The sequence below is a fragment of the Ruegeria sp. CDSC051 genome (genome assembly GCF_059610665.1).
Map to the genome: position 1 here is coordinate 40296 of NZ_JBXWOC010000006.1, position 17599 is coordinate 57894.

Sequence of the window (17599 nt, forward strand, 5' to 3'; positions counted from 1 at the left end):
TCTTTTCAGATTGCCGAACGGGGGCCGTTTTGAATTCTACTGTTTTTGTGCCGTGGGAAGACCCACAGGCGAAACCTCTGATCCAGTTCCAGAATGTCACCAAACGGTTTGGTGAGTTCACGGCCATCGACAATCTGTCCTTGGATATATTTGAGAAAGAATTCTTTGCTCTGCTAGGGCCCTCGGGCTGCGGCAAGACCACGATGATGCGAATGTTGGCCGGGTTTGAAAAACCGACCGAAGGGCATATTTTGCTGGGCGGGCAGGATATAGATCCCATTCCGCCGAACAAACGGGCTGTGAACATGATGTTCCAATCCTACGCGCTGTTTCCGCATCTATCTATCTGGGAAAACATCGCCTTTGGTCTGCGTCGGGACAATATGCCAAAGCATGATCTTATGGATCGTGTCGAAGAGATGTTGCGCCTGACCCGGCTTGAACAATTCGCCCGTCGCAAACCGCACCAGATCTCGGGTGGTCAGCGTCAGCGCGTGGCGCTTGCACGATCCCTGGCAAAAGCGCCGAAGCTGCTGTTGCTAGACGAACCTTTGGGGGCGCTGGATAAGAAACTGCGACAGGATACGCAATTCGAGTTGATGGATATTCAGGAAAAGACCGGCACCACCTTTGTGATCGTGACCCATGATCAGGAAGAGGCGATGACCGTGGCCAGCCGGGTTGCGGTAATGGATCAGGGTAATCTGATACAAGTGGCGACACCCGACCGGATTTATGAGAATCCCAGTTCGGTCTATGTGGCCGATTTCATTGGCGACGTGAACATCATCCAGGGCCGAGCCACGGCAAGCGCTGATGAGACCTATCAGATTGACTGGGCTGAAGGTCAGGCACCTTTGACTGCGTCCTCGACCACAGAGTTTTCGAACGGCCAGCTATGTCATCTGGCGATCCGCCCCGAGAAGGTGACGATCTCGGTTGATCGTCCTGCGGATGCAATCAACGCAGTGCAGGGCAAGGTGCTTGACATTGCCTATCTGGGCAATCTGTCCACTTATCACGTCGAACTGAATAACGGCACGATTATCAAGGCGCAGACGGCAAATACCCGTCGCATTTCGCGTCGTTCCTTTACATGGGAAGACCCGGTCTGGCTGTCCTGGACAGCCACCGCCGCGGTTCTGTTGGCGGATTGATGCGCCGCGCCCTTCTGATCGCCGTCCCGTATGTCTGGCTTTTGGCGCTGTTTCTGGTGCCATTTTTCATCGTTCTGAAAATTTCGCTCTCGGACACGGAGCTGGCCATCCCGCCTTACACGCCGACACTGGATCTATCTCAGGGCTGGGCCGGGCTCAGGGATTTCTTCAGCCAGCTGGATTTTGAGAATTTCGTCTGGCTAACCGAAGATGACCTGTATTGGAAAGCTTACCTGTCCAGCGTCAAAATCGCGTTGATTTCAACCATACTGACTTTGCTGGTGGGGTATCCTATCGCGTATGGCATGGCCCGCGCACCGGCTGAGTGGCGCCCGACGTTGATGATGCTGGTTATCCTGCCGTTCTGGACGTCGTTTCTGATCCGGGTCTATGCTTGGATGGGTATTCTCAGCAACGAAGGTTACCTGAACCAACTGCTGCTGTGGACGGGCATCATCTCGACCCCGCTGACCATTCTGAACACCAACACAGCTGTCTATATCGGTATCGTCTATACCTATCTGCCCTTCATGATTCTGCCGATCTATTCCGCGCTTGAACGAATGGACGAGTCGCTGATCGAGGCCGCAGAGGATTTGGGCTGTTCGCGTATTCAGGCCTTCTGGCTGATAACGATCCCCTTGTCACGCCCGGGTATCATCGCGGGTTGTTTCCTGGTGATGATTCCGGTGATCGGCGAATTTGTGATCCCATCATTGCTCGGAGGATCCGGGACATTGATGATCGGCAAAGTGTTGTGGGAGGAGTTCTTCTCGAACCGCGACTGGCCGGTGGCCGGTGCCGTGGCAGTTGTGCTGTTGCTGATCCTTGTGATTCCCATCGTGCTGTTCCAGCGCAACCAGCAGAAACAGACGGAGGCTGAGCAATGAACAGATTAAGCTGGTTCAACGTCGTCTCGTTGACGCTTGGTTTCGCGTTTCTCTATATCCCGATGCTCATTTTGATCATCTTCTCTTTTAACGAAAGCAAACTGGTCACGGTTTGGGCTGGATTTTCGACCAAATGGTATGGTGAGTTGGTCCAGAACGAAGCGTTTCTTGATGCTGCCTGGGTCACCTTGCGGGTTGCAGTATTCTCGTCGACCCTGGCCACCATTCTGGGTACGGCGGCGGCTTATGTGCTGGTACGCGGTGGGCGGTTCTTTGGCCGGACTCTGTTTTCGGGCATGATCTATGCGCCTCTTGTGATGCCCGAAGTGATCACTGGCCTGTCGCTTTTGCTGCTGTTCATCGGAATTGGACTGGACCGGGGTATTTTGACCATCGTGCTTGCACATACGACCTTTTCAATGTGCTTCGTGTCGGTTGTTGTATCCTCACGTCTGGTCACGTTTGATCAGTCTCTGGAAGAGGCAGCGTTGGATCTTGGGTGCTCACCCGCACAAGCCTTCCGTCTTGTCACCCTGCCGATCATCGCCCCGGCGGTGATTTCAGGCTGGCTATTGGCTTTTACGCTGTCGCTGGATGATCTGGTGATCGCATCATTCACATCGGGCCCGTCAGCCACGACTCTGCCGATCAAGATTTTCTCAGCTGTGCGGTTGGGCGTCAGCCCTGAAATCAATGCGCTATCCACGATCATGATTGCGGTCGTGACGGTCGGTGTCATAGCAGCATCTTTGGTCACCAAGCGCGCGATGGTCCGGCAGAAACAGGATGAGATGGCGGCAGTGCGTGCGGAATGAAACGTCTGTTCCCTAAGTATACCTATGGATCTGGACCGCGATCAGGGTGCTGGTGGGATGAAACTATCGCAGCACCGGACTGGCCGGTGTTGCAGGATGATCTGAGCGTGGATGTCGCCATCATCGGCGGCGGGTTCACAGGTGTTACAGCCGCGCTTTTCCTGGGGCAGGCAGGCCTATCCGTCGCAGTTCTCGAGGCGGAGACGCCGGGTTGGGGTGCCTCGGGTCGCAATGGTGGGTTTTGCTGTCGAGGTGGGTCAAAGCTGAGCGATCGTGGCATGGCTCGGCGATATGGGGTCGAGGGGGCCGAAAGCTTTGCCCAGGCCGAAGTGGATGCGGTCAATCTTGTCGCCGACCTGCTTGAGGCGCATCAGATCGAAGCGGACGTTCATTCCAAGGGCGAGACCGCCCTGGCCCACACCGCCCGCGCCATGGAGAAATTGCGACGCTCGGCGGATGACGGGGGCTGCTTGCATGAGGTGGCCGACCTGCCCGGGCTCGGGTTGGGAGGGGATTTTTTCGGGGGCTATAGCGTGCCGGTCGGATTTGGTCTGAACCCCCGGAAATACCTGTTCGGCATTGCAAATGCGGCCGCTTCCGTTGGGGTCCGATTTTTTCAGAAAACCATGGCCAGAGACATCACCAAAACCAGCGCGAGCTTTGATGTTCGAACCGCGTCAGGACGGATCAAAGCGTCGAATGTACTGATATGCACCAACGGATATTCCAGTGAAAACATGCCTGAGTGGCTGTCTGGGCGCTATATGCCAGCGCAATCAACCGTTCTGGTGACCCGCCCATTGACCGAGGCTGAGGTGTCGGCGCAGGGCTGGACCTCGGATCAGATGTCTTACGATACACGAAATCTTCTGCACTATTTTCGTCTTATGCCGGATCGACGGTTTCTGTTTGGGATGCGCGGTGGCCTGCGCTCATCACCTAAGGCCGAGGCTGCGATCCGGCAAAAGGTGCAGCGTGATTTCAAGGCCATGTTTCCGGCATGGGCCGATGTGGACGTGACCAATATGTGGTCAGGGATGGTGTGCCTTACCCAGGACCTGACGCCGTTCGCAGGGCCCGTTCCGGGTCAGAATGGGATGTTTGCTGGGCTGGCCTATCATGGAAACGGCGTCGCGATGGGTACCTATTGTGGGCGGGCGCTTAGTCGCATGGTGCTTGGACAGGATGCGGAATTGCCTGAGCCAATGGCCCGACCCCCGCGGCGTTTTCCACTTGGGTCCTGGCGGCGGGCGCTGATGCCGCCAGCCTATGCGTTAATGGCACTGGCCGACCTCTGACATTCACAAAGCGGCCAGTTCCAGCTCGAGCCCTTGTTCATAATCCGGTGCCCCATGTTCTGCGCGCCATAGGCAGTAGGCTGCCATCCTCCACCCGTACCAGCGGCGTAAAGACCGGTAGCGGTTTACGGTTTCCTGCCGGTCATACGCCGAAAGAAAGGACTTTTGCTCGTCAACGGTCAAAACCGCACCTCTGTAAAGATATTGCATGGCGGGTGACAGGAACAGCGCAAGGTCCTCGCAAGGATCACCAACGGCTGGGCATTGCCAGTCAATCAGCGTCAGCCCCGAGGATGCGACGAGGATGTTTCCCGCAACCGGGTCGCCGTGAATCAGGCAAGTGTGATCCGACCGCAAAATATGATGCTGTGGTTGCATCTTTTCCAGCTGAGCCCGTCGATCCGATGTGCACATCGCCAGAATGCTTTGACCATGTTCGGCCAGATCTGCGCTACCGTTTTTACCGGTGGGTGCGTTCTCTATGTTTGGGTTGAGCGAATGCAGGCGGTGCAGCAACCGGGCCACTGGGGCCGGGTCAGACCGCCAGGGGGTGCCCTGTGCGTGGTCGTAGAACACCCAATATCCGTTGTCATGTTGTCCCGTTGCCCGCAATCGCGGCACAACCCCAGAAGAAGCCAGTGCCCGCAGACAGGCGGCTTCCAATGCGGGATCGTTGCGAAACAATGGGTTTTCAAGGTCCGAGCGGTACAGTTTCAATACTTGATCACTGTCGTCGCCCAGCACCTTCCACACCCGGTTTGTCCTGCCACCATACAGAGTTTCGAACTGTGCCCCAGCGCTGGCAAAACCGAGCCTGACAAGTTGAGCAACAAGGTCGCGCGGTGGGGACAGTATTTGAGGCAGGGAGATCACCAATCAGTCAACGAGTCGGGCATTGCCTTGGTTTCGCCTGTCGTTAACCGTAGATCAAGCTCCTGTTCGCACCGCAGTGACTATTCCTGCTGGCACCACCTCTCCGCCAGCGAGCGTCAGCAAAACGGCATCCGTGCCCACCTGCGCCTCAAGCACCTGATTATAGGCTGAGGCGAGGCGTTCAGACAGCAGCTCATCGCCGTCATAACTTTCCATCGTTGCAGTGTAATTTCCTGCCGGTAACGGGGCGCCATCGTCATCAGTTCCGGCCCAGACAAACTCGGATTCCGTCGTTGAAACAGCGATGCGTTCAACGACCTCGTCCGAGTCGTTGCGGATCACCATAAAGGTGCTGTCCGCCCCGGGGTCGGCCTGCGCATACAGCGTTTCTGGTGAACCGTCGAAATGAAAGGCCGAGGCGGTTCGCACATCCATCCCGACCCAGCTGGCAAGCTCTTCAAGGTTGACGCTACCAAGTGAATAGGCAAGCGCAGTAAGCAGATCGTTGGTTTGAACCTGCTGCTCGACCATCGAGAATTGAGCCAGTTGCGAGGCGTATTCCGATGAATCCAGCGGCTCCAGCGGGTCTTGGTTGCGGGCCTGGGCGGTCAGCATCAGAAGGAAGGTTTCAAAATCCGAGGCCAGGCCGGATGTTCCAGATTTCGCCGAAGACTGTGCCTGCGCGGCGGTAGAGCTTGTATTCTGTGCGGGTGTGATCATGCTCAAAGCCTCATATCAACGCGGCCACTATGGCCGATCCGGGTTAAGACCGGCTCGCTGGCCTGATCCATTTCGGTCTGGGTTGTAGTCAGTCCGGATTCTGTGCGCTTGTCCGCGCTTTCGGGCTGGTCGTCCGACGACGCGCCCAGATTGAAGGACAGATCGCCCAGGCCTAGGTTTTTGAACTCAGCCTCAAGAACCGAAAGATGTCGCCTCATCATTTCCAGAGTTTCCGGCCGCTCGGCTGCGATCGTCATCTGCAACCCGTCATCCCGGCCATTCATGACGATTGAGATCTTGCCCAGCTCTTCCGGATTCAAGGTCAGTTGAATCGTGCTGGATTGTGGTCTTGCATGTATCGCAGCGGCCATCTGCCCCGCGATTGCCCGCGTCGTTTCTGCCCGTGCTGAGGTTAAAAAGTGCTGATGGCTTGCTGACGTATCTCGTGCCGTTGAAAATGGCTGGCTTTCGCGCGCGGTCAGAATCCCCTCGGCGTCGGGGTCTGATACCAAATCAACGTCCTGCACCTTGGCAGACGTCATCAGTTGCATTTGAACAAGTGTCGGAACGGATTGTGTTGTCGGCGGTGAACCGGTGGCTTTGGGAGCCTGAGCCGCATCGGGTGTATCTCGCGAAACCAGCTTTGGTTCTGGCACTTCGGGTTTTCCGGGCGCAGAATCCGAGGGTATCGACGCCTTGGTCCGATAGCCCTTTGCAATAGTGGTTTGCGGCAGATTGTGTTCCGGTTTTTGCTGTGCGGTTTTCGCCTGCAACAAAGCCGGAACCTCAGATCGGGCGCGCTGCGCCGCGTTTCCAAGCGCATCACCCCGAGGATCGGGGGCCGCATTGTTTGGCGCTGCGAGTATTACGGCCTTGTCAGGTTCGGGCAGCGATGCCGGCGTTTCCTCAGGTGCCATCTCTTCGTCCTGCGCCGGCGGGCGGGCGGGCGGGTCAGTTACAGGTTTTCCCGACAGGCTGGTGGCAAGATCAACAGAGTCTTCTTCGACCACATCCTCTTCAACCTGCACCTCGGCATTAATGGTCAGTTCGGGCACGTTCTCATTCAAGCTGTCACCTTCGGAACGCTGCAATTCCTGCTCCATTACCTCAGCAAAGGTGTCAGCCCCTTCCGAGATTGGGTGTCCCTTGGCGGCAGTTTCAGATTTTGCGGCGCTGGCGGTCGAGGATGTGGACAATATAAGAGGGTTGGGCATTTTGCTCCGGCTCCGGTTTGCGTAACCAGGAATTTGCCCGCAGGAAGTTACGTTTATTTTAACCGCTTTCATCTTTGATCCAGAAAGTTCGATGCAATTTTTGGAGAAAGCTATGAAGCTATCTGGTATCCCAGCGGCGCCGCAGCCCTTGTCTGTTGAGCAAAAGCTGAAAGATGCTGCGGTAGAGCTTGAGGCGGCGTTCCTGTCTGAAATGCTTAAGTCCGCAGGTCTAGGCGAATCCCGAGATTCGTTCGGCGGCGGTGCGGGTGAAGACCAGTTTTCATCGTTTCTTGTTCAGCAGCAGGCACTGCAGCTTGCCAGGTCCGGCGGTGTTGGCCTGTCCGAAATCCTGTTTCAGTCCATGATGGAGAATACCAATGCCTAACAAGTCTGAACATGACCTGATCAAATCTCTTGAAGAAGTTCTGGACCTTGAACGCAACGCCTTGGTGACCGGGGATCTGGATCGGTTGAATCACATGGCCCCGGAAAAGGAAAAGCTGATCGGTGCGATCAATGATCTTGAGGTGATTGATAGTGATGAACTGATCGGGGTTCAAAAGAAAGTCGACCGGAATCAGGCTCTTCTGAACAGTGCGGCCGAAGGGATTCGGGCGGTTGCCGGGCGCATGGCTGAACTGCGCCGAGTGCGTCAGGAATTCAGTATTTATGGAGCGGATGGGCAACGCAGCGATTTTGCCGTTCGCAGTCACGCAAAGCTGGAAAAGCGGGCCTAGCACGAGGATTGAATCAAATCCGAACTTTCGGATTTTCGAGTCTTAGCACTCCGTTAGGAGATCGGCGTCAAAGGTGATCCTGCATCTGGAAAACTCAGGTGGCGCGAACAGCCCGTCGGCGGGTCGCAGTGATCAGAAAGACGTCAAAGCCCGCACATGTTGCGGGGTAAGCAAGGGCGAAAAAGCCCGAACGGAAAAGGAAGAAAGCTATGTCTAGCATTCTGACCAACAATGGCGCCATGGTTGCGCTGCAAACCCTGAAATCGGTCAACAAGAACCTGGCGCAGACCCAGAACGCGATTTCAACTGGTAAGGACGTTGCCACAGCCAAGGACAATTCAGCCGTCTGGGCGATTTCCAAAGTCATGGAGTCGGACGTTAAGGGGTTCAACGCCATCAAAGACAGTTTGGCACTGGGTGAATCGACCGTTGCGGTGGCCCGGAATGCGTCTGAGACAGTCACTGACTTGCTGTCCCAGATGAAAGAGAAGATCGTTGCGGCACAGGAAGACAACGTTGACCGCGGCAAAATCAATGACGACGTGACTGCTCTTAAAGATCAGATCGCATCGGTGGTTGGAGCGGCGCAGTTTAACGGGCTTAACCTGGTTGACGGTTCGGCGGGTACAGCCTCGATCCTGTCGTCTCTGGATCGTGACTCCAGTGGCAACGTAACCGCATCTTCGATTTCGGTGGCCTCGCAGAACCTGTCCACAGGTGGGTATGCCAGCAAAGGTGTTCTGGCCGGCTCGGACAACGTCACAACCGACAATGACGCCGCGGGCTTCACGATGGACAAAGCTGGTGGAACCGGCGACATCGTGGTGGACAGTTCAACGGACAACTTTGCTGCTGGTGACAAGATCTCGATCACTATAGGTGACAAGGTTGCGTCCTACACGGTGCAAGCTGCTGATCTGGACCCATCTGGAACATATGACGCCGCTTATACGGATGCCATTGTTGCCGTTGGCCTGAAAAATCAGATCGATTCCCTGGGGATCACGGGTGTCGCAATCGACTATGACTCAGCCAACCCGGGCACTTTGACATTTGTAACCGGTGCTGCGACGGCTGGTGCCGACGCTGATCGGGACGTTACTGTCTCGGCGCAGTTCACCAATGCCAATGCAGGTGGCCTGGGGGCGTTGGCTTCGATTGATGTTTCGACAGATGCTGGTGCTCAGGCGGCGCTGGGTACTATCGAGACCTTGATCGATACGTCCATTGATGCATCTGCGGCGTTCGGTTCGTCTCAGGGCCGGATCGAAACGCAGAAAGAATTCATCTCGAATCTTTCTGACTCGTTCAAGTCCGGTATCGGAGCGCTGGTTGACGCCGATATGGAAGAAACCTCGGCCCGTCTGCAGGCCCTGCAGGTACAGCAGCAACTGGCAACGCAGTCGTTGTCGATTGCCAACCAGGCGCCGCAGTCGATCCTGTCGCTGTTCCGCTAAGTTCAGGACCCTGGCCGGGGCGTGGAAACGCGCCCCGGCTTTGACCGCCGTAAGACGGCCTTTTGGAAGGATTTCAAGTGACACCGCAAACTCTTGCACAACGCGCCTATGCGCAGACCGCTGCTCCGACGCGCACACCGCGTGATACGGAATATGAGGCGATTTCCAAGATCACGCATCGGTTGAAGGCTGCGGCCGCGCGGCACAAAACCGACTTTGGAGCGTTTGTTCAGGCTTTGCATGAAAACCGGAGGCTTTGGTCTGTGTTGGCAAACGGGGTCGCCGATTCCGATAACGCCTTGCCGAATGACCTTCGCGCCCGGATTTTCTATCTTGCTGAGTTCACCGAACAGCACAGCAGCCAGATACTCAGCAATAAGGCTTCGGTAGAGCCCCTTCTGGAAATAAACATGGCCGTTCTTAAAGGCCTTCGGCAAATGGGTGCGAACTGATGGCGGGTTTGGTATTGAAGCTTGCCCCAAAAGAACGGGTGCTGATTAATGGTGTAGTTGTGGAAAACGGCGATCGTAGAAGTCGGTTTTCAATCATGACACCACAGGCAAATGTCCTGCGTTTGCGCGATGCGATACATCCTGACGAGGTGAACACACCCGTTCGCAGAGTGTGCTATGCGACGCAACTGGTTCTGTCTGGAGACATGGAAGCTGAAAGCGCCCGCCAACAACTGCTGCGTCGGGTGGAAGAGTTGAGCCAAGTGTTTACGGATGCGGACAGCCGCAGAGTTTTGGCCGAGGCAACAGAAGCCTTGTTGGCCGAGCAGTATTACAAATGCCTTAAATCCCTGCGTGCTCTGCTACCGCGAGAAGAGCGCCTCATGGCCTACCAGCAATGACCTTTCAGCCGGTCATACCCTCAGGTGGCATTGTTGGCTGGCGGTTCCTTCAACGCACCTACGAAGGCCAGTTGAACAGCTTTTCCTCTTCGTCGGTCAATGAGCGTGAGGCGACGTATTTCCGGGAAAACATCGGCAAGGTTCAGACGGCTGAAGATCTGGTTTCTGACCGCCGGTTGCTACAGGTTGCCTTGGGCGCATTTGGTCTGGAGGGCGACATTGACAACCGCTATTTCATCCAGAAAATCCTGTCAGATGGAACAAGCGCAGATGATGCATTGTCCAATCGCCTATCTGATAAAAGATACCGTGAATTCTCTGAGGCATTTGGACTGGGCCCTGGCGAAATTCGAAGAACCATTCTTTCGACATTTATGGAGGATATTGCCCGGGACAACGTGACCTCACGCTTTGAGGTCGCCGTGGGTGAACAGGACGAGACAATGCGCATATCCCTCTATGCAAAACATGCGCTGGCTGAGTTGGCATCGCAAGACAGCAGTGGTGACACGAAATGGTTCGACTTGATGGGCCTTCCGCCGTTGCGAAAGATGATGGAGATGGCACTTGGGTTGCCTTCAAGCTTTGGTCAGTTGGACATCGACAAGCAGCTTGAGGTGTTCAAGGACAGGTTGTCGAACCTGACTGGATCTGACGATTTAGCGCAGTTCGCGGATGAAGAGGCGATCGGGGATTTGACCGACAGATACCTTGCGCGCAGTCAGATCTCGCAGCTTCAAAGCACAATTTCCCCGGCCCAAACCGCGTTGCTTCTGCTGGGCGGATAGTGCTGTCCCTATCGCAAGATGCGTGAGTATCAAACGCAACTTCGCGCGACTAGCCGTTCAGAATCGCGTCCGCCGAGGTTTTGAGCGCGTATGAGCACACGGGTTGTGACACGTTGTGCAGCTTGACCTCTCCAAGTGGCAAAGCGTCTGTACAGGCCGGCACGATGTCTTTGGTAACAACGATCCTGTGATTCACGATCTTGCTGTATTCCCCAAGCCGTGCGGCGACGTTTGCCGCTTGTCCGATGACGGTGAAGTCTAACCGTTCGCGCGACCCGATATTGCCGTAAGTTACGCGCCCATAAGCGACACCAATCGAACAGTCGCAATGCATGTCCGACCCGGACTTGCGCAGCTCTCCAAGCCTTTCAACGATTCCAACTGCTGATCGCTGCGCGTTTTCGCGGGCTAAGGTCGAATCTTCGCCTGCCGGGAATACAGCAAGAACAGCGTCCCCGATGAATTTCAGAACTTCACCACCGTTTTCGTCGACGATGCCCGAGACCGTTTCAAAGAAGTCATTCAGCAGGTTGATATAGGCGGCGCGGCCCAGCTTTTCTTCCAACAGGGTAGAATTGCGCAGGTCGCAGAACATGATGGCTGCATCAATCTCATCCCCGTCGCCACGACGGATTTCTCCGCCCAGGACACGCGCGCCGGTCCGCTTTCCGACATAGGTTTCCAGCAATACCTGGGCGTTTTCGCGCTGCATGAAGACTTCGTAGAACCGGGCAATCACCGAGGAGCATTCGAACACCAGCCCAAGATTGGCCGTTGTGAACCCGTCGGGGTGATCGCAAGTCAGCGTCAAGACATTGGTGCGCCCGTCGGAAAATGGCAGGGGCATCGCGACATAGTCAGTCGCCCCTTTGGCGCGCAGGTCTTCCATGATTGGAAAGCTGTGCTGAGGGTTCTCGTCATTCAGCCTTTGGCGCACGCCGCCCATACCGTTGGACACGTGGCGCAGAGGGCTGTTGATATAGGCGGGGTGGTCGTGGATTTCATAGGTGGGCACATTGGTCGAAATCTCGGCCTCACCCTTTTCCCAAATATAGTGTTTGCCCGCGATCAACGGATGTAAGGACCAGGCAAGGATACTGAGGCGCTGAATGGCAATTCCATGTTCCAGCATCTTCTCGGCCAGCGCTTTGGTGAATGCTTCGGGCGTGCTGAGATCACTGGCCCCCCGCATCAGCCAATCAATCAGCGGCCCGCTGATATTGCCGTCTTCCGGGTTGCGCAGGTTGTTTTCACCCAGCTCAATCCGCGTATATGCGGTGGGCATAAAGCCGATATGGCCCTGGATCGCGGCGCTTTCGGGCAGGGCATTCTCGTAAGCCCAGACGGAGTTGGCCAATCGTTGATCCGCCAGAACGACATCGTGGTAAGTGGCGGTGCCCTTGAACGGGCAGAATGTCTGAAGTTCGGTCTCATCGCTGAGATCGACATGTACATCCTGACGGGGGATGTAGATCATCGGCGGCAACCGAGTTTCGTACATTACCTTGGCATCAAAGCTTTCAGCCAGAAGGATCTCATCCCGGTAGATTGCGATACGGCCGACAAGTGGTTCGACCGAGATCCCATAGCCTTTGATATTTGGAGTCACGTGAACGTTCATAATCATCCTCCCTGGCACGGGTCTTTATAGGATGGGCGTTTGATCCGTGTTTTCCAAGGGGCAGAGCAGGATTTTCCCAATATCAAATCATCTGAATGACGTCTTTTTCGATCGACAACATATAGCCTTTTTTAGCGATGTTCTTGACCAGCAACTCGCTGACCATCTGATTGCCCAAAGCATCGCGCAGGCGCTTGATCCGCGTCGCGCCAGCAGCCTCGTCACAATCAGCGGTGCTTTTGCCGGAAATCATCGCCTCGATCTGAATGCCGGATAGAACCTCGTCATCCAACCGGGATTCGGCAAGAACTGACAGGGTTTCCATCGCCGACGCAGTCAGTTTGAAATCCATGTTATTGAGATAGACGGTATTCTCTTCCCGGCTGATCAAAAGTGAAGTGACCTGAATCCCAGTGCGCTCAATCTGTGCCATGCGTCGGTTCAACAGCACCAGCATGACCAGAAACACCAGCGCAGCAATCAGCATTGCAGTGGCGAAAACCAGCAAAACAAAGATAACCATGCGGTAACTGGACAATGTATCGGCAAAGGCAGTGCCGGACTGGGCCAGAATCTCGAGTAGGCGAATCTCGGTCTGCGAGGTCAGATCACTCTCGACGAACAGACGTTCGACGCGGGCATTGAACGCGTTTGCATCTGGCAATGTCCACAACAGAAAGGCGGCAGAGGCCACAAGTATGACAACGATTACCGTGATGCCCGCGCCAACCAACCTGACGCCCGAGCGCCGTGCCTCAGTAACGGAGATAGAATTTTCCGGCATTGGCCTTCCTTTTATCCAACCCTTCCGGCCCAAAAACGGACATGACGTTCAGCAGGGTCCAGCCCGAGCCGCGCAGCCGTTGCGCGACCTCTTTTTTGGCTTTTCCTTTGCCGCAGGACGAAACCTGCATGACGCCATAATGCAGGCGCAACGGATTGTCCTGCTTGGCCTTGTAATCGGCATAGCAGTCCGCTGCTGACGCCATGGAACCAAGCGATATCAGGGCCCCGATGGCCAGAGAAGAGAGGATCTGTTTCATAGGCCGCATCCTGCGCATGGCTTTGGTTGATATTCAATAACGCAAAGGGGTTTCGCGGTCTGATATCGGATAACAAAACGGCGTTATTGCTTGTCTGAAGGGGACACCCCCAATGTCGGGTTATCGAATTTACGGACTGTCATCACGTCCACCGAGTACCCGAAAGGACAGCACCATGCATAAGAAATTCATCGCTCTGATCATCGCCTCTGCAGTCGCAATCACCGGCGTTTCTGCATCCCAGGCCCGTGCCGCTGATGCAGAAGATATTCTTGGCGGGCTGGCGGCGATTGCCTTGATTGGCGCTGCCATCCATCATTTTGACAAGCAAGGCGACAGCAAAAAGGTTACCCGCAACTACAACCACGTGTATCAGGCCCCCAAACAGCACATCCAGAGGACCCCCAGGCATCGGCCGAACCATATCCGTCCCTTGCCCGAGCGCGTTGCGCGCTATAGTCTGCCGCAACGGTGCATGGAAACCTTCAAGGGCTATGGCAAAAAGCGCCCGCTTCTGGGGACGCGCTGCCTGGATAAGCACTACAAATACGCCAATAGCCTGCCCAAAAAGTGCAAGGTCGGTTTCTGGAATGGCAATAAGGTCAAGCGGGCCTATGAACCCGCGTGCCTGCGCCAACAGGGATACCGCGTCGTTTACAAGTAATACGGTTCGAGCAGGAGTGGTGCCTTAGAAGCATCACGTCGGAGAGGGCAGCGATTGCTGTCCTCTCTTTTTTCTTGCGCAATGGGGGAAAACAGGATTTTCCCAAAACATGACCACACCAGATTATGAGATTGAAAAAGCCGCTCTTGCGCAGGGATATCTGCGGATTGCCGGTGTCGATGAGGTTGGCCGAGGTCCGCTGGCCGGTCCTGTTGTGGCGGCGGCGGTGGTCCTGAACCCCGCGGAAATTCCCCAAGGTCTGAACGATTCAAAGAAACTCTCGGCCAAGCGCCGGGCCGCATTGGATACTGCCCTGCGTGGCTGCGCCGAATTCGCGGTGGCCGAGGCTTCGGTGGCCGAGATTGATGAGCACAACATCTTGCGTGCCTCGCATCTGGCAATGGAGCGCGCGGTGGCGGCGCTGGATCCCCCCCCTGATTATCTGTTGATCGACGGAAATATGATCCCGCGCGGACTGGCCATTCCGGCACAGGCAGTGGTCAAAGGCGATGCCCATTCCGTGTCGATCGCCGCAGCTTCGATCCTTGCCAAAAACTGGCGCGATCAACTGATGGTGGATTTGGCGCAACAGCATCCGGGATACGGCTGGGAGACAAATGCCGGTTATCCGTCAAAACAACACAAGGATGCGCTGCGAAATCTTGGTGTGACCCCTCACCATAGAGTTTCGTTCAAGCCCGTCCACAATATGTTGTATCAAGAGTAAATCGTAAGCCGCTGATTCAAAAAAGAAATTGACGGCGAATCGTCTTTGACTCATCCTTGTCTCAACCAAATGAGCGCATAAGCGCCGTGGAACTTGAGGCAGCGATATGACAACGACTACCAAAAAGGGCGCGACAGCGCTCCCTGTAAACACGATCCTATCCGGGGACTGCATCGAAGTGATGAACAGTCTGCCCGAGGCTTCGGTTGACCTGATTTTTGCCGATCCCCCATATAATCTGCAGTTGAAAGGGCAACTGCACCGCCCCGATAACAGCCAAGTGGATGCAGTCGATGATCACTGGGACCAGTTTTCCAGCTTTGGCGTCTACGACCAGTTCACGCGGGAATGGCTGAAGGCGGCCCATCGTCTGCTGAAGCCCAATGGCGCCATCTGGGTGATTGGATCGTATCACAACATTTTCCGCGTTGGGTCTGCGTTGCAGGATGCAGGGTATTGGATCCTCAACGATGTAGTTTGGCGCAAATCGAACCCGATGCCGAATTTCCGTGGCAAGCGGTTCACCAATGCGCATGAGACAATGATCTGGGCCTCCAAGCGTGAAGGGGCGAAATACACCTTCAACTATGAGGCACTGAAAGCGTTGAACGAAGGCATCCAGATGCGCAGCGACTGGGTGCTGCCGATCTGCACTGGCCATGAACGGCTCAAGGATGAAAACGGCGACAAGGCGCATCCGACGCAGAAACCGGAATCATTGCTGCACCGCGTGCTGGTTGGATCAACCAATCCGGGTGACGTTATTCTGGACCCGTTCTTTGGCACCGGGACTACGGGGGCCGTGGCCAAGATGCTGGGTCGCGAATTCATCGGGATCGAGCGCGAAGAAAGTTATCGCAAAGTGGCCGAAAAGCGCATCGCGAAAGTGCGTAAATTCGACCGCGAGGCGCTGGAGGTCAGCGCCAGCAAACGCGCCGAGCCACGCGTGCCCTTTGGCCAGTTGGTCGAACGCGGCATGCTACGCCCGGGCGAGGAACTCTATTCCATGAACCAGCGTCACAAGGCCAAGGTCCGCGCCGATGGCACGCTTGTGGGGCAAAACATCAAGGGTTCGATCCATCAGGTCGGTGCCCATCTTGAGAATGCGCCCTCGTGCAATGGCTGGACTTACTGGTGCTTCAAGCGCGACGGCAAAACCGTGCCGATCGACGTCTTGCGTCAGCAAATCCGGTCCGAGATGCACAACTGATTTCACCAATACCGCCGGTGCCTGTGGCCTGACACAAGGCACTAAGCCTTGCCCCGCCGATCAACGGCGGGGTCTTTTGTTTCTTTCCCTGATGAGTTCCGATATGAGCCTAATGAAGCAATCGGCGCAGTGTAGGAGCTTTCGCAATGTCGGACACAGCAGCCAGCGAACCTCGGGCTAGGCGGTTCTTTTTCACCCGTCCGAACGAAGTAGAAATCGAGAATAAATACACCGAAGCTGCGCTGGAACGGCACAAGCGCGAGGGGCTGGAGCTTGCTGTCCGGGCCCGCTGGATCGCAATGGGTCTGACTGGCCTTTTGCTGATATACCTGAACCCGCATTGGGAGGTCCTTTGGTATCATTTCATCCTTTTGCTGATTTGCGCAAATGGTTGGATGATCCGACGGGCAGGCCGTGTAGGGCAATCTCGGACAGAGTTGCTACTAATCTTTGTTGACCTTTTGATTATGACTTTGGGAATGATCATTCCCAACCCGTTCAGCGATGATGTGCGCCCATTGGCAATGCAATTCCGGTTTGACAACTTTCAGTATTTCTTCGTCATTCTTGCAGCAGGAACCATGGCCTATTCCTGGCGCACGGTGATTGCCATAGGCACATGGACTGCAATAATCTGGACTACCGGATGGGTGATCGCCTGGTGGGTTGCGTTTCCGATTCCCGGCATAAGTGAGAAAGTGGCCGAGGCCTTGCAGGGGTATCCGGATGTAGCCGAGATGTTGGATCCAAACAGCTTTGAGGTTCACGACCGAATACAGCAAGTGATTGTGTTCCTGATGGTGGCGGTGACGCTGGGCGTGTCGATGCGGCGGCTCAATCATCTGCTGATGACCAATGCTGGGTTGGAACGGGAACGAGCGAACCTGTCGCGATATTTCTCACCAAATGTGGTGGAGGAACTGAGCCAAAATGATGATCCGCTCAAACAGGTGCGAAAAGAGAATGTCGCAGTGCTCTTCATAGATATTGTGGGGTTCACCAAATATGCGGCGGGTCGTGATCCTTATGACGTGATCGAGGTGCTGCGTGGATTTCACGCCAGGATGGAGGCCGAAGTGTTCCGCCATCATGGGACATTGGACAAGTACTTGGGCGATGGTCTTATGGCAACTTTCGGGACCCCGGTGACGACACCGTTGGATGCGACCAACGCGGTATCCTGCGCGCGCGGCATGGTGACTGTGATTGACCGGTGGAACATAGAACGTAGACGTGCCGGAGAGCCCGAGATTCATGTTGGCATCGGTGTCCATTATGGCTCGGTTGTTCTGGGGGATATTGGCGCCAACCGTCTGGAATTTGCTGTGATCGGTGATGCGGTAAATGTCGCTGCGAAACTTGAGGCAATGACCCGCGAGCTGCAGGCCCGGATCGTGCTGAGTGATGCGGTGCGCCTGCAGCTTGAGCAGGAAGGGAGCAGTGCCTCCGAACTGACAGCCGAATTTACCGAAAACAAGGGCCACCCTGTGCGCGGTGTTGAATACCCGATGGATATCTGGGTGATGTAGCTC

20 protein-coding genes are annotated in these 17599 nt (G+C 55.5%); 14 read left to right on the forward strand and 6 right to left on the reverse strand.

The annotated features are described in order from the left end of the window. Positions 1–29 precede the first annotated feature (29 nt). Genes AC2FH0_RS14885 through AC2FH0_RS14900 form a run of 4 tightly spaced genes read left to right on the forward strand, consistent with a single transcriptional unit; the run spans position 30 to position 4160 of the window. The gene (locus tag AC2FH0_RS14885; RefSeq protein WP_142637173.1) at positions 30–1157 is read left to right on the forward strand and encodes an ABC transporter ATP-binding protein; all 1128 of its coding nucleotides are present in this window, start codon (positions 30–32) and stop codon (positions 1155–1157) included. Further along, the gene (locus AC2FH0_RS14890) at positions 1157–2047 is read left to right on the forward strand and encodes an ABC transporter permease subunit (RefSeq protein WP_142637171.1); all 891 of its coding nucleotides are present in this window, start codon (positions 1157–1159) and stop codon (positions 2045–2047) included. Before AC2FH0_RS14885 ends, AC2FH0_RS14890 begins: the two co-directional genes overlap by 1 nt. Further along, positions 2044–2862 carry an ABC transporter permease gene (locus AC2FH0_RS14895; protein WP_142637169.1) on the forward strand — a complete coding sequence of 273 codons (819 nt, stop codon included), beginning with the start codon at positions 2044–2046 and terminating at the stop codon, positions 2860–2862. The genes AC2FH0_RS14890 and AC2FH0_RS14895 overlap by 4 nt, the downstream gene beginning before the upstream one ends. Beyond that, positions 2859–4160 carry an NAD(P)/FAD-dependent oxidoreductase gene (locus tag AC2FH0_RS14900; protein ID WP_496789699.1) on the forward strand — a complete coding sequence of 434 codons (1302 nt, stop codon included), beginning with the start codon at positions 2859–2861 and terminating at the stop codon, positions 4158–4160. Before AC2FH0_RS14895 ends, AC2FH0_RS14900 begins: the two co-directional genes overlap by 4 nt. Positions 4161–4163: 3 nt before the next feature. Here AC2FH0_RS14900 and AC2FH0_RS14905 read toward each other — a convergent pair whose 3' ends face one another. From AC2FH0_RS14905 to AC2FH0_RS14915, 3 genes are read right to left on the reverse strand one after another with little or no spacing between them, the layout of a single operon-like run. Next, positions 4164–5033, reverse strand: coding sequence for a phosphotransferase family protein (locus tag AC2FH0_RS14905; RefSeq protein WP_496789701.1), 870 nt, complete (start codon positions 5031–5033; stop codon positions 4164–4166). A gap of 54 nt (positions 5034–5087) precedes the next feature. Continuing rightward, positions 5088–5753, reverse strand: a complete 666-nt coding sequence (locus AC2FH0_RS14910) for a flagellar hook capping FlgD N-terminal domain-containing protein (protein ID WP_496789702.1) — start codon at positions 5751–5753, stop codon at positions 5088–5090. Between the two features lie 2 nt (positions 5754–5755). Next, positions 5756–6967 carry a flagellar hook-length control protein FliK gene (locus AC2FH0_RS14915; RefSeq protein ID WP_496703279.1) on the reverse strand — a complete coding sequence of 404 codons (1212 nt, stop codon included), beginning with the start codon at positions 6965–6967 and terminating at the stop codon, positions 5756–5758. Between the two features lie 112 nt (positions 6968–7079). Here AC2FH0_RS14915 and AC2FH0_RS14920 point away from each other — a divergent pair, with 112 nt between their 5' ends. The 6 genes from AC2FH0_RS14920 to AC2FH0_RS14945 all read left to right on the forward strand — a co-directional run bounded on the left by AC2FH0_RS14920 (position 7080) and on the right by AC2FH0_RS14945 (position 10802). Further along, the gene (locus AC2FH0_RS14920) at positions 7080–7352 is read left to right on the forward strand and encodes a rod-binding protein (protein ID WP_142637161.1); all 273 of its coding nucleotides are present in this window, start codon (positions 7080–7082) and stop codon (positions 7350–7352) included. Next, positions 7345–7704, forward strand: coding sequence for a flagellar biosynthesis protein FlgN (locus AC2FH0_RS14925; protein ID WP_496702741.1), 360 nt, complete (start codon positions 7345–7347; stop codon positions 7702–7704). The genes AC2FH0_RS14920 and AC2FH0_RS14925 overlap by 8 nt, the downstream gene beginning before the upstream one ends. 209 nt (positions 7705–7913) lie before the next feature. Then, the gene (locus tag AC2FH0_RS14930) at positions 7914–9161 is read left to right on the forward strand and encodes a flagellin N-terminal helical domain-containing protein (RefSeq protein ID WP_496692542.1); all 1248 of its coding nucleotides are present in this window, start codon (positions 7914–7916) and stop codon (positions 9159–9161) included. Positions 9162–9238: 77 nt separating this feature from the next. Then, positions 9239–9613 (forward strand): flagellar biosynthesis regulator FlaF, encoded by a 375-nt coding sequence (gene flaF, locus AC2FH0_RS14935; RefSeq protein WP_271949611.1) that lies wholly within the window; start codon positions 9239–9241, stop codon positions 9611–9613. After that, positions 9613–10014, forward strand: a complete 402-nt coding sequence (gene flbT, locus AC2FH0_RS14940; protein WP_271949613.1) for a flagellar biosynthesis repressor FlbT — start codon at positions 9613–9615, stop codon at positions 10012–10014. Before flaF ends, flbT begins: the two co-directional genes overlap by 1 nt. Further along, positions 10011–10802: a DUF1217 domain-containing protein gene (locus AC2FH0_RS14945; RefSeq protein WP_496692541.1), complete on the forward strand. Its 792-nt coding sequence runs from the start codon at positions 10011–10013 to the stop codon at positions 10800–10802. The genes flbT and AC2FH0_RS14945 overlap by 4 nt, the downstream gene beginning before the upstream one ends. 49 nt (positions 10803–10851) lie before the next feature. On the opposite strand, the gene AC2FH0_RS14950 is transcribed toward AC2FH0_RS14945, so the two are convergent. The 3 genes from AC2FH0_RS14950 to AC2FH0_RS14960 form a co-directional block, all read right to left on the reverse strand. Beyond that, a complete protein-coding gene (locus AC2FH0_RS14950) occupies positions 10852–12423 on the reverse strand; it encodes a DUF427 domain-containing protein (RefSeq protein ID WP_496692540.1) in 1572 nt (523 codons plus the stop codon). A gap of 82 nt (positions 12424–12505) precedes the next feature. Further along, the gene (locus AC2FH0_RS14955) at positions 12506–13207 is read right to left on the reverse strand and encodes a winged helix-turn-helix domain-containing protein (RefSeq protein ID WP_496689945.1); all 702 of its coding nucleotides are present in this window, start codon (positions 13205–13207) and stop codon (positions 12506–12508) included. Next, complete coding sequence (locus tag AC2FH0_RS14960) at positions 13179–13466, reverse strand: hypothetical protein (protein ID WP_142637145.1); 288 nt, start codon at positions 13464–13466, stop codon at positions 13179–13181. The genes AC2FH0_RS14955 and AC2FH0_RS14960 overlap by 29 nt, the downstream gene beginning before the upstream one ends. Positions 13467–13641: 175 nt before the next feature. Between AC2FH0_RS14960 and AC2FH0_RS14965 the strand changes: the two genes are divergently transcribed. The 4 genes from AC2FH0_RS14965 to AC2FH0_RS14980 all read left to right on the forward strand — a co-directional run bounded on the left by AC2FH0_RS14965 (position 13642) and on the right by AC2FH0_RS14980 (position 17596). After that, positions 13642–14130 carry a hypothetical protein gene (locus AC2FH0_RS14965; protein ID WP_496689943.1) on the forward strand — a complete coding sequence of 163 codons (489 nt, stop codon included), beginning with the start codon at positions 13642–13644 and terminating at the stop codon, positions 14128–14130. A gap of 109 nt (positions 14131–14239) precedes the next feature. Next, on the forward strand, positions 14240–14857 hold the full coding sequence (gene rnhB / locus AC2FH0_RS14970; protein WP_496692538.1) for a ribonuclease HII: 618 nt from the start codon (positions 14240–14242) through the stop codon (positions 14855–14857). A gap of 106 nt (positions 14858–14963) precedes the next feature. Beyond that, a complete protein-coding gene (locus tag AC2FH0_RS14975; RefSeq protein ID WP_496789706.1) occupies positions 14964–16067 on the forward strand; it encodes a site-specific DNA-methyltransferase in 1104 nt (367 codons plus the stop codon). A gap of 146 nt (positions 16068–16213) precedes the next feature. Then, positions 16214–17596, forward strand: a complete 1383-nt coding sequence (locus tag AC2FH0_RS14980; RefSeq protein WP_496709374.1) for an adenylate/guanylate cyclase domain-containing protein — start codon at positions 16214–16216, stop codon at positions 17594–17596. Positions 17597–17599 lie beyond the last annotated feature (3 nt).

Bases quoted from the DNA above. Each gene is read 5' to 3' on its own strand.
- AC2FH0_RS14900 (WP_496789699.1), top strand. From the start codon at position 2,859: ATGAAACGTCTGTTCCCTAAGTATACCTATGGATCTGGACCGCGATCA.
- AC2FH0_RS14945 (WP_496692541.1), top strand. From the start codon at position 10,011: ATGACCTTTCAGCCGGTCATACCCTCAGGTGGCATTGTTGGCTGGCGG.
- flbT (WP_271949613.1), top strand. From the start codon at position 9,613: ATGGCGGGTTTGGTATTGAAGCTTGCCCCAAAAGAACGGGTGCTGATT.
- AC2FH0_RS14925 (WP_496702741.1), top strand. From the start codon at position 7,345: ATGCCTAACAAGTCTGAACATGACCTGATCAAATCTCTTGAAGAAGTT.
- AC2FH0_RS14895 (WP_142637169.1), top strand. From the start codon at position 2,044: ATGAACAGATTAAGCTGGTTCAACGTCGTCTCGTTGACGCTTGGTTTC.
- AC2FH0_RS14980 (WP_496709374.1), top strand. From the start codon at position 16,214: ATGTCGGACACAGCAGCCAGCGAACCTCGGGCTAGGCGGTTCTTTTTC.
- AC2FH0_RS14930 (WP_496692542.1), top strand. From the start codon at position 7,914: ATGTCTAGCATTCTGACCAACAATGGCGCCATGGTTGCGCTGCAAACC.
- AC2FH0_RS14975 (WP_496789706.1), top strand. From the start codon at position 14,964: ATGACAACGACTACCAAAAAGGGCGCGACAGCGCTCCCTGTAAACACG.
- AC2FH0_RS14915 (WP_496703279.1), bottom strand. From the start codon at position 6,967: ATGCCCAACCCTCTTATATTGTCCACATCCTCGACCGCCAGCGCCGCA.
- rnhB (WP_496692538.1), top strand. From the start codon at position 14,240: ATGACCACACCAGATTATGAGATTGAAAAAGCCGCTCTTGCGCAGGGA.
- AC2FH0_RS14890 (WP_142637171.1), top strand. From the start codon at position 1,157: ATGCGCCGCGCCCTTCTGATCGCCGTCCCGTATGTCTGGCTTTTGGCG.
- AC2FH0_RS14910 (WP_496789702.1), bottom strand. From the start codon at position 5,753: ATGATCACACCCGCACAGAATACAAGCTCTACCGCCGCGCAGGCACAG.
- AC2FH0_RS14950 (WP_496692540.1), bottom strand. From the start codon at position 12,423: ATGAACGTTCACGTGACTCCAAATATCAAAGGCTATGGGATCTCGGTC.
- AC2FH0_RS14960 (WP_142637145.1), bottom strand. From the start codon at position 13,466: ATGAAACAGATCCTCTCTTCTCTGGCCATCGGGGCCCTGATATCGCTT.
- AC2FH0_RS14955 (WP_496689945.1), bottom strand. From the start codon at position 13,207: ATGCCGGAAAATTCTATCTCCGTTACTGAGGCACGGCGCTCGGGCGTC.
- AC2FH0_RS14965 (WP_496689943.1), top strand. From the start codon at position 13,642: ATGCATAAGAAATTCATCGCTCTGATCATCGCCTCTGCAGTCGCAATC.
- AC2FH0_RS14920 (WP_142637161.1), top strand. From the start codon at position 7,080: ATGAAGCTATCTGGTATCCCAGCGGCGCCGCAGCCCTTGTCTGTTGAG.